We start from the raw sequence: 17,061 nt of genomic DNA, 5'->3' as shown, positions 1-17,061 counted from the left end.
ATCTAAGGTAATAGTTCATATACACGAACGTAATCGATTTCAAAGACGTTCGGGAATATCTTTTCATCAACCCCATGTTTACCACCCCAATTTCCGCCGATGGCTAAATTGAGTATCCAGTGAAATTTTTGATCAAAGGGCCATTCTGCAAAGGTTTTATGCTCATTTTCAACGGAAAAAATCTCCTGATCATCGATAAATCCTTTGATATATTCCGGTGTCCAATCCACACGGTACAAATGAAAATCATCTGAAACACCTGCTACTTTTGTTGTTGCAGTTTTTTGGGTATTGATATTATGGTTATAAGCTTTGGTATGGGTCGAGATGTGGAGTACATCCTGATCGTAACCCACATGTTCCAAGATATCGATCTCACCCGAATTAGGCCAATTGCCATATTTGGATGCTGTCGGTAACATCCAGATCGCAGGCCAATTGCCGCGTCCCCGTGGTAATTTTGCACGGGCTTCAAAGCGACCGTAAAGGAAATCACCTTTGTCTTTGCTTACCAATCGGGCAGAAGTGTAAGGTTTACCGCCTTTGCTTTCCTTTAAAGCTTTGATTTTTAAGACCCCTTTACCGACAACGGAGTTTTTTAACGAAGATGCAACATAATACTGATCCTCATTATTGCCCCAGCCGTTATATTTTGAACCTACATCATACGACCATTTGGTCGTGTCGGGTAAGCCCTCGTAATTAAATTCGTCGGCCCAGACAGGTTCAGTCGAAAAGCGGTAAGCTTTTTTTGCGGCTGCGGCGCTGGTATTTGACTTATTAGTCGTTACATAAAAAGGGATATTGGCGGTAGCTACATTGTTGTGACCATCGGAAACGTAGACAAACAGGCGGTATGCGCCTTCTTCCGTAGGAGCTGTGAGCTGTGTGTGCTGTTCACCTTCAGCTGCAATACGTCCTAGAATAGCCTTCGGTCTTTCTTCACGGTCACCACCTTCTTTGAGGTCGGTACTTTCGTGCAGAAGTTCCCAGCGTGTCGTTAATGTGTCGCCATCCGGATCGTTTACAGACACGGCAATGGGATAAGTTTTCCCAGGTTCGACATAAACAAAGTCAGCCGCTTTTTTTCCATCTAACAGCAAAGACGTTACATGTGGAGACCGGTTTGCAGGCCATTTTTTTGACCAGAGGTATTCCATCACATCGACCACTTCGTTTTCTTCACCCGCTTCGGTGAACAGTCCGTACCAGGTCGGGGTGCGTTCTTGTTTCTGTCCCCATAAGAAGACATAAGACCCTAAGCAGTTCTTATCTGTGCCGATAGAGGCTTCATAACGGCTTTTGTAGACCGCCGCTTTTTCACTGCTGTTCTCCTCTATGGAAGCAGACCAGGGCGTCTGTGTGACTTCCCAGTGCCCTGTAGGACCCCATTCGGTCACGATATACGGTTTGGTCCAACCCACACTTTTAATCTGCTGGGGCACGGAAGCGAGTCCTCCATATACCTGAACAGCGATCAGATCGATAGCCGGGCATTTTTCCTGAATATAATCAAATTCCTTTTGGTTGATACCGGCCAACATGGTCGTCACCAAGTGATTGGGGTCAAGTTCATGAATCATTACTGCAATAGCATTGACCGCATCCCATACCTTTGGGTTACTGTAATGGAGGTTCAGTTCATTGCCGATTCCCCAGGCCAAGAGTGCAGGATGGTTACGGTATTGCAATACCGTTTTACGGATGCCCTCCAATTGTTGTGCTACCTGTTCGGGATTGTTGTAATCAAATCCATGCCTTTCGGCACGGACATCCAGTCCTAAGGTAACGGTGAGTCCCAAGCGATGGGCATCGTCCAATATTTTGCCTGCATTTTGTGGACTCCAAGTGCGTATGGAGTTGCCCCCATACGCTTTTAGACGATCCATATAATTGGTTCCACCAGCGCCTTTGATAAAATACGGCTGACCGTCACGCTTGATGGTATAACCACCATTTTCTTTAGCAATGACTGTTTTAACGGGTTTGTTATCTTGCGATACCGCCAGCTGTACGTTGAAAAGGAGGAGGGAACATAAAATTCCTGTTTTTATACGACTCATAATCTATCTGAAATTAGGGTTAGCATCGATTTGCGTTTGCGGTATAGGCAAAGATTCACTCACACCAGGAATAAATTTAGCACCAAATACTTCTTTTGCTTTACCGGTACGTACCAAGTCATTGAAACGCTCGCCCCACCACTCACAGGCAAATTCTGCTCTGCGCTCGTCCAAAATCTGGTTTAAAGTTACGTTTGCAATAGCACCCAATTTAGCCCTTTCGCGCACCAATCGGAACGGTTCGTCGCCATTTTGTCCTTTCCGTACTTTTGCTTCCGCATTTAAAAGCAAAACATCTGCATACCGTAAGATACGAACATTATTGTTTGCGCCATATTCCATACGTCCTTCGGTCATCTGTGCTTTTGGAAGGTAAGCTTTTCCATTGAAATATTTGATGCCGAATGGATTGCCATAGACCACATCACCGCTAGGAGTGGTTACGGAAGTCGCAGGATTTCCGTTTATGCCACAGTACTGAATGGTGTTTTTCAAGCGTTCATTATCGCCACGGTTCGTTAGGAAATCGACAATATTCTGAGATGGGGGTACCCAACCAGCTCCAGAAATAGCACTTCCTTTTTGATCGCCTGACGGTCCCTGCCATTTAAAGAACGTTCCCCAGTCTACTCCGGGACGAACAATATCGCCTGTACCTACACCAAAATCAGAATACTGCAATTCAAATAAAGATTCGTTGGCCAGTTTTCCGGGGAGCTTAAAGAGCTCATACAGGTTTGGATATAAGGAGAATTTATTGCTCGCAATGATCTTATTGGTCGCATCTAAGACTTCTTCCCAATGCGGACTGCTGTTGTCATTACCGGCAAGGTCTGCTGCTGCTTTGGCTTTTAGAAGCAGTGCAGTATACTTGGTCACGGCACCGATATGAATGGACTGATTCGGGCGTGCATCTTCCAGTGCTTCGATACATTCATTCATTTCGGCAATGATAAACTGTCTTACCTCCGCTGCTGTGCTCTTTTCGATGGTAGCCAGGCGTCCGATATTTTCACTGTCGATCAAGATAGGGACGTTTCCGAACAGGCGGGAAGCCATCAGGTGGGCGTATGCGCGCAGAAAACGCACCTCAGCTTTGTACTGCTTATTGAGATTGAGGTCTTTGCTGTTGCCAGCCGGTATTTTTGCAGCGAAGTTATCCAGTTCGATCAGGGCATTGTTGGCCGCGATGACCAGACTGTAGTAACTGATCCAAGATTGGTTCAGCCCCCAATACGACTGCACGGTTACATCATTCTGGAAGTTTTTGATGGCCATGAGTTCCGGATTATCATTGGGGCTGGGAGCAGCCTGCAGGTAATCATCATCACGCATACAGCGGATGGATAGATCGATCCAATGGACAAGATTGTCATCGGCTGCCGAACGGTATACGCCAGAAACGGGGCCATACATAAGCGCAGGGTTGCTGTAGTCAATTTCTTCCGAACGCTGCTGGTTTTCCAGTGGCTTGTCCAAAAACTTTTTGCAGCTCGTCATGGATAACGGTACTGCTATACAGCTTGCTATGAGGATATATTTAAAGGTATTCATAAGATTAAAAAGTAAGGGTTAAAAATTAAAAGGAAACTTTGACTCCTAGGCTGTACGTCGATGCAATTGGATACACATTGGCATCAAATCCCATTTCACCTACTTCCGGTGTAAAACCATTGTATTTGGTAAACATAAAAGGTCGATCTGCTGTGACGAAGATGCGTGTAGGCATTTTCGGGAAGTCAAAACTATAACCTAACTGTATGTTTTGTACGCGGAGGTAAGCGCCACTTTCAACAAAGAATGAACTTGCCTGAAGATTCCAGGAAGCCACCGAACCTGCTGCCGATGGATGGGTGTTGCTTGTTCCTTCTCCTGTCCACAGTTTATCAGCAAAGGCCGCATCCACATTCATCTGATTATATTTTCTGCGCATGGCCCGGTTGAGGTTATGGATTTTATTGCCGCTCACCCCTTGAAAGGCGACACTCAGGTCAAACTTTTTGTAATCAAATGCCAGGTTGAAACCATAGGTGATCTTTGGTAGGTAGTTTCCGAGGTTGATACGGTCGTTCTCATCCAGTTCGCCGTTATTATTCTGATCCTTATATTGGAGATAACCCGGTAAAATAGGGGCGTTTGGATTTTGCTGATTGTAAGCCTTTGCTATCGGATCGGCATCGATCTGCGCCTGATTTTGATAAACACCTGCTACTTCATAGCCATAGTAATAGTTGATGGGCTCGTTGATCTGGATTCTGGCCGGAAATTCCGCGGACCATTCCGGATAACCGTTCATGATGTTCTCGAGTCCACCCAGATTTTTAACGGTATTTTTCAATGTGGTTACATTTCCTGCAATGGAATAGCCCAATGCACCGACTTTATCTTTCCATTGAAGGGAAAGCTCCCATCCGCTGTTGGCTACACTGCCCCAGTTTCCGTATACGCGATCCCAAGAAAATGGAATTGGTCTGCTGAAAGCTAAATCATGCGTTGTCCTGTGGTAATAGTCTAATGTACCGCTCAGACGGTTGTTCAATAAGGCAAAATCTATACCGCCATCCCATTCTTCCACCACTTCCCAACGGACCTGTGAAAAGAACCTGCCGACACGGTATCCTGGGATCCGCGTTCCGTTTGTAGTGCCTTCACTGCCAAAGATACCCGAGAAATTATTGCCGGAATACACGGTTGCGTATCCTGCATTGGGCTGGATACCGTCATTCCCGAGTTTACCCCAGCTTCCACGGAGTTTCAGTTGATTGAAAAGCTTTTGGTTTTCCATAAACTTTTCTCTCGTCAGCACCCATCCTAAACCCACAGATGGGAAGTAACCCCATTTGGTCTGGTATTTGGAACTTCCGTCGGCACGGAAAGTAGCGGTCAATAGGTATTTGTTGTCATAATCGTACGTTCCTCTCGTAAAATAGGATATTCCTGCATTTCGGGAGCCTCTTTCACCATAACCTGTTGCCGAACCGATTCCTTGCGCACCAACGCCTACATACCAGAACTCTTCGGATTCAGGTACATCGTTGGCCTGCACCCAGGTCTCACGCCAGCGTTCCTCACGTGTAGACTGCCCCAATAGGACCGACCAGTGGTGTTTGCCCGCTTGATCTTTATAGGTCAGTAAATTATCTAAGATGTAGTTGTTGTTACGTGCCTGTGCCGAACGCAGAAAAGAGCGATCGTTTCGCTGGTCGTTATCGATGTAATAAATGGGATTATAGCCGATATTATGTGTTGATTGATAGCGCTGACTAAGCTGTGATTTGAATGTAATTTTATCTTTCCATAGTTCTGCTTCTACGTAAAAACTTGGCAGGATCTGAAATCCTTTTGTTTGATTGTTGTTATAAAAGGCTGTTGCGATTGGATTGTTATACCAGAATCCCGACTGCATACCAATTGCGGTACTGGAACCGAATTTTTCAGGTTTTGAAAGTTCGATCGACGGATCGTAAACAGGGTATAAAGGCGATGCAAAATAGGCCTGACGGAAAGCGGCATTATTAGGGTGGTAGGATTTAAAATTATTTAAATGTGCCATAAATCCAACTTTCAGCCAATCTGTAACCTTAGCATCGGCCTGCATGCGCATGTTAAACTTTTGGTTGTTGTTTTTAGCATCCATGATGCCTTCTTGTTTGACATAGTTGAGGCCAAAAGCATAGGTTATTTTTTCACTACCGCCCATGATATCCACATTGTGGTTGGTGATGAGTGCTTTTGATCGTAATAGTTCATCGAACCAGTCGGTATCCATAGCTGGATTGGTTTCGGTACCACCATACTTTTCAACTGATTTTTTCACAAAGGCACCATTTCCGGTGGCATTGGCATAATTGGCATACTGCTGCGCATTGGCCATCTTTAAGCTATTGGTCGGGGTCTGAAAACCTGCAAATCCATTGTAGGTGACACGCGATTTCATATTGATGCTTCCTTTTTTCGTTGTGACGAGGATGACCCCATTTGCGGCCCGAACCCCGTAGATGGCTGCTCCGGAGGCATCTTTTAAGATGGAGATATCGGCGATGTCGTTGGGGTTTAAGAAATCAATATTGTCCATAAACATCCCATCGACAACATACAGCGGACTTTCATTGTTGAATGAACCTACACCGCGGACGCGCACGGATGGTGTTGATCCCGGAGCTCCTGAGCTGACGACCTGTACACCTGCAACGGCACCCTGAAGGGCATCCATGGAATTGGAAACCGTACGCTTGGCCATATCCTGCATATTGACCGTAGCAATAGGGGCTGTAAGATCACCTTTTCGTTGTGTACCGTAACCGACGACCACGACTTCATCCAGATTAAAATCGGCATTAGCCTTTAATTGGATGTTGAAGGAATTGCCGGTGATGGTGACCGTTTTGGTTTCATAGCCCAAAGAAGAGACCGTTAAATAACTGGTGTTCTGGGGAATAGAGAGGGAGAAGTCTCCCTGCTCGTTGCTACTTGTTCCAATTTTGGAACCTCCTGATAAGGTAATACTTGCCACTAGCGGAATCCCCAGTTCATTTGTGACTTTACCTGTAATCGTTCTGTTCTGTGCATTTACCGTATGGGTAAGACAAGACAGAAGAGCAACACTTGCAATGATGCTGACATTATTTTTCATGCTTGATGAATTAAAAAATTTAGGAATGTTTATAATTAGCTCAAAATTAGATTTAGATGGGCATAAGTTAAATTTAAACACTACTTCATTACTACGTCATGTTGCGTTAATGCGGTTAAAATCGCTATATTTGGGGTACGTCAATTGTACGTCAACCATTATAAATAGTGTATATGAAGTATTTCGCAGTCCTTTATTTTTTCGTTTTTTTTATAATACCTATTGCATTATGTGGGCAAAATTTATTGGGATTACCACTGGTCAATAATTATAATAAAACCGTATATGGTGGCGGAAGCCGGACCTGGGATATTAAGCAAGATAGCAGGGGAATCTTGTATTTTGGAAACAGTGAAGGGCTGATTACTTTTGATGGCCGGTATTGGAAATCGTATGCGTTGCCCAACCATACCATTATCCGTTCGCTATGGATTGATCAGCATGACCGGATCTATGTGGGCGGTCAGGGAGATTTCGGATATTTCGAACCATCTGAACGGGGTGGTCTGACATATACATCACTGAAAACATTGATTCCAGAAGAGTACCGCAATTTTGCTGACATCTGGAATACCTTATCTTTTGGGCAGTCAGTTTTTTTTAGGGCGACCAATGTGATTTTGAGCTCAAAGGGCAAAAAATAACGGTACATCCCGCTGCTGCGGAATGGTATTTTATGGGTAAAGTGGGTGAATCGCTCTTTGCGCAAGATAAAAAAAATGGCTTATTGGTTTACCGTAATAACCACTGGTTACCTGTGCTGGCAACGTTGCCTTATCGCGAAATGAAAATCGCATCGATGCTTCCTTTGGGTAAAGACCGGATCGTTGTATCTACTTTAAATAACCAGAACTACTTCCTGAAAGACAGGGTGTTATTGCAGTTAAATAAGGAGCGATGGGATGATAGTTATACACCATCTGCCGCGCGTATCGATGACTCCACCTTTGTTGTCGGCAATGCAAAAGAGGGCTGTCATATCCGTGATCGCGATGGGAAAACGATTCAACGCATCGGCATTCGGGAAGGTTTGGTGAACAAGAATATTTCATCGGTATTTGTAGACCAGCAAAAAATATCTGGGTGGCCAGTGACAATGGGATTTCGGTGATTTCGTACGGATCTGCTGTACGGTATCTGCGTCCCAATCTTGAAAATGAGGTGACTGGGCTATCGTCGCTGATCTTTGATCATAAGCTTTATTTATCTTCATCCAACGGGGTATATGTGGCACCAATCAGCAAAGGACTGAAAGATCAGAGCCGTTCATTGAGTTCTTTTTCACTTTTTCCGAAAAGTGATGGTGGCGAGGCCTGGTTGCTGGAGGAACTGAACGGACGCTTATTACTGGGGCACAATAAAGGATTGTTTCAGATTCAGGATCAAGCTTTACTGCCACTGTCCAATCGCACAGGCACCTGGAATGTATTGCCGTTAAGTTCCGTTTATCCGGTAGAACAGGCTCTGGTGGGTACTTATCAGGGTTTAGAGCTGTTAAATTATCAAAACGGTATTTTTCAGTCCGGCGGTCAGTTGCGCGGGTTTGTGGATTCTTATCGCTTTTTAGAATTGGATGAGAAAAATACAATTTGGGCTTCACATCCTTATCGCGGTATTTACCGCATGCGACTGGCGGCAAACCGCCATGCTTACGATGCTGTTCTCTTAACGAAGAAGAATGGTTTACCATCAGACTATCAGAATTTTTTGTTCAAGATTAAGGATCAGATCGTTTTTGCCACAGAAAAGGGCCTGTACACCTACGATTATGCCAAAAATGCGTTTGTCAAGTCTGCTGATTATAAGGAATTTGATGGTCTGACGATTCGCTATTTAAAGGAGGATAAAGAGGGCAATATCTGGTACTGTACAGATAAATACGTCGGGGTAGCACAATATGACGCAAAAAATAAGACCTATCAGCTTATTAAATTTCCGGAAATTGAAGGCATGAATACTTCGGGATTTGATCATATCAATACGTTTGATAAAAATAATATCTATATCGGTGCTGAAAAAGGGATCATCCATATCAACTATGAAAAATATATTCAGGAAGCGCGGAAACCACTTGTGCTATTGTCGCAGGTAACGGCAAAATCAGCGCAGGACAGTATTCTATTTGCCGGGTATTTCACGAAAAACTCCACGGGCGCTTATGAACAGCTCCGTGCGGACCGGTTGGAGCTGGCTTCCAAATTCAATTCTTTTCAGTTTGCTTTCTCTTCGCCAAGTTTTGGTATCCATGAACATATGGAGTTCAGCTATCAACTGGTCGGTTATGATGAGAACTGGTCCACATGGGAGAATATTGCTGAAAAATCATATACCAACCTGCCAAGTGGAAAGTATCGTTTTCAGATTCGGGTTCGAAACAATTTAAACCAGATCTCCGAAACCGTTAGCTATGATTTTACGATTCTACCACCTTGGTATCTGAGTATCTGGGCAAAGCTGGTCTATATTCTATTGGGAGCATTGAGCATCTATCTCTTTTTTAAGGTGCAAAAGCAGGTCTGGAAAAAGCAACAGCTTCAATATGAGAAGAAAATGGCACAGCTCCGCTACATCCATCAGCTGGAAATCGAAAAGAGCGAAAAGGAAATTGTCAAGCTCAATAATGAAAAGCTGGAACAGGAAGTCCTGGTGAAAACGAAAGAGCTGGCCAGTGCGAGTATGCAGCTTTTGGAAAATTCGGGAACGCTTGTTAAAGTCCGTGATGAACTGGCAAAAATAGAAGGGAGTGAGGAAGAGGCTTCGGAATTAAAACGGATCAACAATTTACTGAAAGATGTGGAGAAAAATAGTGCCAACTGGGATCAGTTTGCGCTGCATTTTGATGAACTGAATGATGGCTTTTTGAATAAGCTGAAGTCCAATCATGAAGGGTTATCGCGGAATGATTTGAAAGTATGCGCTTACTTGAAATTGAATTTCACCACGAAGCAGATTGCGCAGTTGCAGAATATTACGGTCAGAGGAGTTGAAATACACCGGTACCGTTTACGTAAAAAACTACCAGTAGGAAAAGATCAGTCTTTAAGTGATTTTTTGAATGAAATTTGATAAACGATATGTTTAATGTTTATAAATGAAAACCGCTACTGCGCCGGGTGCTTAAAACTTTTTAGCATTGGTAAATTATATTTCACTGATTTTTTTTGGCGTCTTCATTTTTTTTGTGTTTGCTGTTTGTTTTCTTTGATTAAAACATAGGATAAGGTTAATAATGGGCGCTTTACCTAAATAGTAATACAAATTTTTACTTAAAAATTGTTCGTGAATACTGTATGATGAAGACAATTTATAGTATTAACTTTCTTTTGAGTAGTAGTGCGGGAAACAAATTATGATTTGTGCTGTTTATAGCAGTAGTGTCGTTTGTGCTTTTACAGGCTGACATCTTTTCAATTTCCTCAATAACTACTATAAACATGGCGAAGCAACAAGAAAACAAAAAGTGCAACAGATTCAAGAGCATACGATTGATAATGCCAATCGGGTTTTGACAACGAATGATGGAGTTCCGATCAATGATAACAACAACATGCTCAAAGCTGGAGAACGTGGTCCTGCACTCATAGAAGATTTTATTTTTCAAGATAAGCTGGCTCACTTTGACCGGGAGCGGATTCCGGAACGTGTGGTACATGCGAGAGGTTCTGGTGCTCACGGTGTTTTTGAAACGAAAGTGGATGTTTCCAAATATACACGTGCCGCTTTTTTAAAGAAGGGTACGGTAACACCTTTGTTTATCCGCTTTTCTACTGTTGCGGGCTTCAAAGGATCGACTGATCTGGCGCGCGATGTAAGGGGATTCTCGGTGAAGTTTTATACGGAGGAGGGTAATTATGACTTAGTGGGCAACAATATTCCGGTGTTTTTTATCCAGGATTCGATGAATTTCCCGGATCTGGTTCATGCGGTTAAGCCTGAACCGAATAACGAGATGCCTCAGGCAGCATCGGCTCATGATACATTTTGGGATTTTATTTCTTTGATGCCTGAATCTGCACATATGTTGATGTGGGCGATGTCGGACCGTGCTATTCCACGTTCTTTTAGAATGATGGAAGGTTTTGGTGTTCATACCTTCAAATTTGTCAACGCCGAAGGGAAAGGTACTTTTGTGAAGTTCCATTGGAAACCAAAATTAGGGGTGCACTCCGTGGCATGGAACGAGGCACAAAAATTATCGGGTTTTGATTCTGATTTCTTACGCCGCGACCTGTGGGAGAATATCGAAAAGGGTAATTTTCCGCAATGGGATCTGGGTGTACAGCTTGTACCGGAAGAGGATGAGCAGAAATATTCGTTCGATCTATTGGATGCAACGAAGATCATTCCGGAAGAATTGATCCCCGTGACGATCATCGGAACGATGACATTGAACCGCAATCCGGAGAATTTCTTTGCGGAAACAGAGCAGGTAGCCTTTGATCCTGGACGTTTGGTACCCGGTATTGACCTGACCAATGATCCTTTATTGCAGGGACGTATATTCTCTTACGCAGATACACAGAATTACCGATTGGGTGGTCCTAATTTTCATGAACTTCCGATCAATAGACCGGTGAACGGTAAATACAACAATCAAAAAGACGGCTTCGGAAGACAGGATATCCTGAAAGGAAACGTCAGCTATTTCCCAAATAGCTTGGGTGGCGGTTGCCCATACCAAGCGATGTTAAAAGGGGAAACGGGTTTTAAAAGCCATGAGGAAAAGGTGGATGGTTACAAGGTAAGACGCAGGTCTTCATCTTTTGCGGATCACTTCACGCAAGCGCGCTTGTTTTTTAATTCGCAGACAACGCCTGAGAAAGAACATATCATCAATGGTTATAGCTTTGAGTTGTCGAAAGTAAATTCGGTTGCTATCCGTAAACGGGAGCTGGCGATCTTAAATCAGATCGATCAAGTACTTGCAACAAGGGTAGGTGCCAACCTGGATTGACGCCGCCGGAGCAGCTGGATGAATTGACGTTACAGTTTGCGCGTCAGAACCACCCTGAATACCCTGTTAAAGCGGCTAAACCAGAGGTTGAAAAGTCTGCAGCATTGAGTATGGCTACAGCTCCGGGTGAAGGAACGATTGAAACTCGGAAAGTTGCTTTTCTGGTTGCAGATGGTGTGAGCAAAGCATCGGTCGATGTGATGAAAAAGCATTGGTGGCAGAGGGTGCTGAGGCAGTTCTGATCTCCACGCATACGGGTAGCGTGAAATTTAAGGAAGGTGGAGAGGCGGAAATCCAACATACCTATCTGACGGAGGCTTCGGTCTGTTATGATGCATTCTATACTCCAGATGGCGATTCGGTTGCAACATTGGAGGATGAGCCGGATTATATCCATTTCATCAACGAGGGATTTAGACATTGTAAGGCTTTGGCTTTTGCTAAGGGTGCTGAAAAATTAATCGCAGGATCGTATATCGCCAAGCAGGAAAAAGATGCCGGTGTGGTAATCGAATCAAAAAATAACCTGACGGCGGACTTTATCAAAGCGATGAAAGGTCACCGGGTATGGGATCGGGAGAAAGGACGAAAAGTTCCTGCTTAGTGCGGGAACTATCGATCTCATGCATATACAAAAAAAGTCATGCTTCTGATGGGAGCATGACTTTTTTATAAGGGTATATGTTGCTTATTTCGTCACAATGAACTGAAAATCTGCTTGGAATTTTACTTCGTCGCTCACCATCAATCCACCTGTTTCTAAAGCCGCGTTCCAAGTTAATCCGAAATCCTGACGGTTGATTTTACCGGTAGCGGTATAACCGATTTTTTCATTACCCCAAGGATCTTTTGCTACACCACCAAACTCCACGTCGAATGTAACGGATTTGGTAATGCCTTTGATCGTTAGATCGCCTGTTAATTTAATATCATCACCGTCTTTTTTACTGCTCGTAGCATGAAATGTAATGGTCGGGTTGGCCGCAACATCAAAAAAGTCTGCACTTTTCAAATGCTCGTCACGTTGTTCGTTTTTCGTGTTGATAGACGCTGTCTGAATGGTCAGGTCTATTTTGGCATTTTCTAAATGGTTTGAATCACTATCTACCGTAACGTCGAAATCTTGAAATTGACCTTTTACGTTAGTAATCATCATGTGTTTTACTTTAAACTCTATTTCACTGTGTGCTTTGTCTAAACTCCAATTTGCCATAACTTTAATGTTTAAATTTGTTTATAAATTTTTTTATTTTCTTCTCTAATATGATGCTACAAAAATAAAGATTAACACCGTTATAATTCTTGACCTAGATCAATATCGTACATGCGCTTTGCCTTCTGACATTAGGTAAACAAAGAGGCGCTCTATTGGTTTTGATTTATTTTTGCACATGGGTTCAGATCTAGTAAGGAACATTGAATTTTGTCAATCTCAGTACCACCTGCTGCATTTTGGGTAGAAAGATCAGGAGCATAATGACCAGTACGACTCCGGTAAGCATCAGGTCATAGTAATCGCGGCTTGCGCGGGCGAGGATCTGTTCTTTGAGCATGGTATTGAAAAAGGCATTGGCAGCCACCTGCGATTTTACACCATCATTACCTGCATTTTGATAGGTCTGTTCGATCTGCTGCAAGGTGAGGGGCAACTGCGGATTGATCTGGTTAACCGCATGGCGTACCTGATCCTGAACCGCGGCCCGGGTAAATAACTGCAGTTCGTTGTTAACCGCCATACTGCTGCAAAATCCTATAAATCGAGCCAGAATACCGATCATGGAGGCATTTATTGCGATTTTGGCTGGTGCATCAGATACAGTAAATGTGACAATAGGCACAAATAAAACTCCGGTCGCAATACCATAGATAAACATAGGCAGAATAAAGTCTGCTGTCGATCCGGTCACGGAAATAAAGAGCAGCATATAGGTATAATACAAGCCCATGATGATAAATCCGACGATGATCATCCGAATCAGATGGGTTCCCAATAGTATAAAGCGCGCTGTTATATACATACTGAGTACTGTTCCGGATATGACAGCCAACCAGATGGGGATGGTATGTAAAGGATCGGTTTTTAAGATCGTTTCCAGATGGCTGTAGGTCAGTCCTGTACTGCCTTTGAAGAGGTAAAATACAAAAAGCAGTAAAAGACCGATAACAAAGTTTTTCGCTTTGAAAATCCGCAGATTAATCAACGGACGTTTTAACCGCATTTCCCTGATGATAAAAAGTATAAGGATGCATACTGCGGCCAGAACCAGCTGGCAGATCACGGTACTGCTGAACCAGCCCAGCTGCCTGCCGTAAATGAGGATATAGCCCAAGAGCAGTACAAAACTGGTATAGAAGAGGTAGCCGATCCAGTCCACCTGATAGAGCGGTATCTTTTGATGCAATCTTGCTTTGGCATCCATCGTGATCAATACGGTAGCGGTGAGCAGCAGCAGTAAGATATTGGCTCCGTAAAACAACCAGTTGAAATCCAGATAATGAAGCACCATGCTGCAGTAGATGGAATAAAGTGGAATAGAAATCTGAATGCCGGCATAGAGGATGGTGTACCCGATGACTCTGGCCCGGGTGCTATGCAGTCTGGGAAACACCAGATGGAGTACAATACCCGATAGCAGTGCGCAGGTGATGCCCTGTGCAAATTGACAGACGAGAAAGAGGGGCCAGCTTTTACTATGGAAGCAGATCAGTGTACAGATACCATTGGTCGCTAATCCGATCAAGAGGTATTTGCGTGAGGTGAAGTATTTCACAATACGGGAATCGAGGGCCAGAAATGTGACCGTCGATCCATAGATGAGTACCATGGCATATTGTACATCTGTGGGTGCTACACCATAATAGCCCATCACGGTTACAGGACTGCTGTAGAGGGCAAAACTGAATAAGCAGGTCATCAGGATGGCGAAGATAACCGATCTGGCCAGCCACTCGGATACCCAGTGTTTAAATAAAGGAATTTTATGTGCTTGCATCTTTAGTTTTTTACCACATATACATGTGCGTTCATGCCGGCAGCGAGTTTGGCTAGCCCTTGGCTTTCGTTTAGTTTAATGCGGACAGGCATGCGCTGGATGATCTTCACGAAATTACCGGTGGCATTATCGGGAGGTAACAGGGAGTAGCGCGATCCGGTAGTGGGGGAAATGGACTGGATGGTTCCGGTGAATTGCTCTCCGGGAAAGGCATCGACTTCAATATTGACCGTATTTCCGATATGTAGGTTGCGGATCTGGGTTTCCATAAAATTGGCCACGACCCATTTCTCTTCGGTATCATTGGTGAGAAATGCTAAGGTTTGTCCCGGTTGTACCAATTGTCCTTCCTGAATGTTTTTTTTACCCAGTTGCCCATCAAAAGGTGCGGTGATCACGGTGTAGCGGACATCCAATTCCTGTCTTTTGAGCAGGGCTTCTTTGATCCGGATTTCGGCCTCAATCGCCGATCGCTGGGCTTTGAAATCTTGCAGTTTGGATTGCGCAACCTGCAGATTAGCCTGCGATTCATCATAGTCCGCTTGATTGATGGCCAAGTTTGCCTCCACATGATCAAATTTCTGCTGTGTGGTGGATTGTTCAGCTAGCAGGTTCTGATAGCGGTTAAATTCTTTTTGTTGCTGTGTTAGTTTTGCCTTTGATCCGGACAGATGTGCTTTGATCACTTCGATGGTCTTGAGCTGGGTATCTTCATGGGCGCTGAGGATCGGGAGTTTTGCACGTGAACTCATCAGTTCGGCCAATGCGGCTTCCTGTTTCAGTCCGTATTCACTTTCCTCGATGAGCAATAAGGTATCGCCTTTTTTTACCTGTTGGTTATCCTGGAAATAAATCTTGCTGATGTATCCACCGACTTTTGCGTTTACGGGTGAGAGGTAGGCATCGATCTGCGCATCGTTGGTTTGCTCGTATTGATATCCTTTCCAGAAATAGACGACACACCAGGTGCTGATACCGACCAATAATAAGATGCCTAACCATTTGGTGATTGCGACTACAATTTTATCTGTTTTATTTTTGTCCATGGTGTTTACAATTAAAGTGCTCCTGTAATCAGCAGAAGCTTGATATGGCTTAATTTTAGATTGACCTGTGCTTGTGTTAAATTAAATTTTGATTCCAGCAGGATGTTCTCTGCATTGAGCAGATCGGTGAGCAGGGATTCCTGATTGAGGTAGCTGTTTCGGATGACCCGCACAGTTTCGGTCGTCTGGATGATATTGTCGGTTGCTGTTGTGACGCTTTCGAGTGCCTGTTGCTGTTGCAGGAATGCTTCCTTGACCCTGACCGAAATTTCATCTTTTTTGATGTTTGCTTTTTCTTTCTGCTGTTCGCTGAGATTGCGTGCGTGTGCGATGGTATGTTTGCTTTTGTAGAGGTTTTCTAGCGCAAACTGCATCTTGATACCGGTCTGTCCATAGCCCCAGGGATCGTTGGAGTAGGGATAAAAGGATACCTGCGGATACGTGTAGTTGTAATGTGAATACAAGGAGATCTTAGGCTGCAAGGTGGATTTTGCCTGTTTGATCTGAAGCTCGCTGATTTTGATATCACTTTGGGTGATTTTAAATTCCGGCGATTGACTGATGGCCTCTGCCTGATAGCTTGCATAAGCTACCCTATTGCCTGCATCTAAGTTCACGATTTCCTGAATAGGAATTTCCAGTGGTTCGGTTTCGTTTCTTCCGACGAGTATATTGAGACGCTGTTTGGCCAGCACTACTTTTTTCTCCACGTCCGACAAACTGAGTTCCAATTGCGAGAGCTTGACCGAAGTACGTAAGACGTCACTTTTGAGGACGACACCATTTTTATGTAGGCTTTGGATGCTGCTGAGCTGCTGTTTTTCAGTTTTAATTTCTGTCTGCAGAAATTCATGGTATCGTAGATACTTATACAGTTCGTAATAGACCATGGCGATGGCAAACTTGATGTTGTCATGTTGCAGTTCAAATTCAACTTGTTTGCGCTGTTGCTCTTCTTGTTTGATGTGGATATTTCGTTTATCCCTACCACCATTGTAAATATTGAAATCCAGGTTGTAACCAAAGCCATAGCCATAACTGGAAACAGGAACATCCTGCGGTTTTGAAAAGAGACCGTTGTCGTAAATTAGAAATTTGGAGTTAAGGGCGTAATTTCCGGATACTGCCAGATCGGGAAGCAGTTTGTCCCGTGCTTCCTGGGTACTGGTCCTGCTTTCCTGTACACTTAAATCCGCCAGATGCAGATGCCGGTTCTGCTTTGCGGCGAGATCCCATATCTTTTCCAATGTCCAGGTACTATCAGGAGCTTGTGCGAAAGAAGCCTGTGTGAGGAAAGATTGGCGATCAATGCGGTGATTAAAAAGGGGTACTGTTTCATTTTTGTATGCTGTGTAATAATCTTTGTGCAAAA

The 17,061-nt window shown here is 43.9% G+C and carries 13 protein-coding genes; 6 read left to right on the top strand and 7 right to left on the bottom strand.

All coding sequences use genetic code 11. The features are described 5' to 3' along the window. Window positions 1-2 precede the first annotated feature (2 nt). The 3 genes from L950_RS28380 to L950_RS03610 all read right to left on the bottom strand — a co-directional run bounded on the left by L950_RS28380 (window position 3) and on the right by L950_RS03610 (window position 6,696). Window positions 3-2,063 carry a glycoside hydrolase family 16 protein gene (locus L950_RS28380; protein WP_021191621.1) on the bottom strand — a complete coding sequence of 687 codons (2,061 nt, stop codon included), beginning with the start codon at window positions 2,061-2,063 and terminating at the stop codon, window positions 3-5. A gap of 3 nt (window positions 2,064-2,066) precedes the next feature. Then, on the bottom strand, window positions 2,067-3,542 hold the full coding sequence (locus L950_RS03615) for a RagB/SusD family nutrient uptake outer membrane protein (protein WP_231576824.1): 1,476 nt from the start codon (window positions 3,540-3,542) through the stop codon (window positions 2,067-2,069). 100 nt (window positions 3,543-3,642) lie between these two features. Beyond that, window positions 3,643-6,696 carry a SusC/RagA family TonB-linked outer membrane protein gene (locus L950_RS03610; protein WP_021191619.1) on the bottom strand — a complete coding sequence of 1,018 codons (3,054 nt, stop codon included), beginning with the start codon at window positions 6,694-6,696 and terminating at the stop codon, window positions 3,643-3,645. A gap of 173 nt (window positions 6,697-6,869) precedes the next feature. Here L950_RS03610 and L950_RS03605 point away from each other — a divergent pair, with 173 nt between their 5' ends. From L950_RS03605 to L950_RS37040, 6 genes are all read left to right on the top strand, one after another. Continuing rightward, window positions 6,870-7,340, top strand: coding sequence for a hypothetical protein (locus L950_RS03605; RefSeq protein ID WP_031289251.1), 471 nt, complete (start codon window positions 6,870-6,872; stop codon window positions 7,338-7,340). Window positions 7,341-7,372: 32 nt separating this feature from the next. Continuing rightward, window positions 7,373-7,807: a hypothetical protein gene (locus L950_RS03600; protein ID WP_031289250.1), complete on the top strand. Its 435-nt coding sequence runs from the start codon at window positions 7,373-7,375 to the stop codon at window positions 7,805-7,807. Then, on the top strand, window positions 7,780-9,762 hold the full coding sequence (locus L950_RS03595; RefSeq protein ID WP_031289249.1) for a triple tyrosine motif-containing protein: 1,983 nt from the start codon (window positions 7,780-7,782) through the stop codon (window positions 9,760-9,762). The genes L950_RS03600 and L950_RS03595 overlap by 28 nt, the downstream gene beginning before the upstream one ends. Before the next feature lie 394 nt (window positions 9,763-10,156). Next, the gene (locus L950_RS03590) at window positions 10,157-11,650 is read left to right on the top strand and encodes a catalase (protein WP_410528088.1); all 1,494 of its coding nucleotides are present in this window, start codon (window positions 10,157-10,159) and stop codon (window positions 11,648-11,650) included. Between the two features lie 23 nt (window positions 11,651-11,673). Continuing rightward, entirely contained in the window at window positions 11,674-11,892 is a 219-nt protein-coding gene (locus tag L950_RS37045) for a hypothetical protein (RefSeq protein WP_410528087.1), read from the top strand. After that, a complete protein-coding gene (locus L950_RS37040; protein ID WP_410528086.1) occupies window positions 11,865-12,254 on the top strand; it encodes a hypothetical protein in 390 nt (129 codons plus the stop codon). Before L950_RS37045 ends, L950_RS37040 begins: the two co-directional genes overlap by 28 nt. A gap of 84 nt (window positions 12,255-12,338) precedes the next feature. On the opposite strand, the gene L950_RS03585 is transcribed toward L950_RS37040, so the two are convergent. From L950_RS03585 to L950_RS03570, 4 genes are all read right to left on the bottom strand, one after another. Continuing rightward, the gene (locus L950_RS03585) at window positions 12,339-12,863 is read right to left on the bottom strand and encodes a YceI family protein (protein ID WP_021191618.1); all 525 of its coding nucleotides are present in this window, start codon (window positions 12,861-12,863) and stop codon (window positions 12,339-12,341) included. A 190-nt stretch (window positions 12,864-13,053) separates the two neighbouring features. Next, entirely contained in the window at window positions 13,054-14,643 is a 1,590-nt protein-coding gene (locus L950_RS03580) for an MFS transporter (RefSeq protein WP_031289248.1), read from the bottom strand. A gap of 2 nt (window positions 14,644-14,645) precedes the next feature. Next, entirely contained in the window at window positions 14,646-15,689 is a 1,044-nt protein-coding gene (locus tag L950_RS03575) for an HlyD family secretion protein (protein ID WP_021191616.1), read from the bottom strand. An 11-nt stretch (window positions 15,690-15,700) separates the two neighbouring features. Further along, window positions 15,701-17,059, bottom strand: a complete 1,359-nt coding sequence (locus L950_RS03570) for a TolC family protein (RefSeq protein ID WP_021191615.1) — start codon at window positions 17,057-17,059, stop codon at window positions 15,701-15,703. Window positions 17,060-17,061: the final 2 nt, after the last annotated feature.

The organism is Sphingobacterium sp. IITKGP-BTPF85 (assembly GCF_001006065.1).
GTDB lineage: Bacteria > Bacteroidota > Bacteroidia > Sphingobacteriales > Sphingobacteriaceae > Sphingobacterium > Sphingobacterium anhuiense.
Note: the sequence above shows the minus strand (reverse complement) of the source record. Positions and strands in the feature narration are given on the sequence as shown.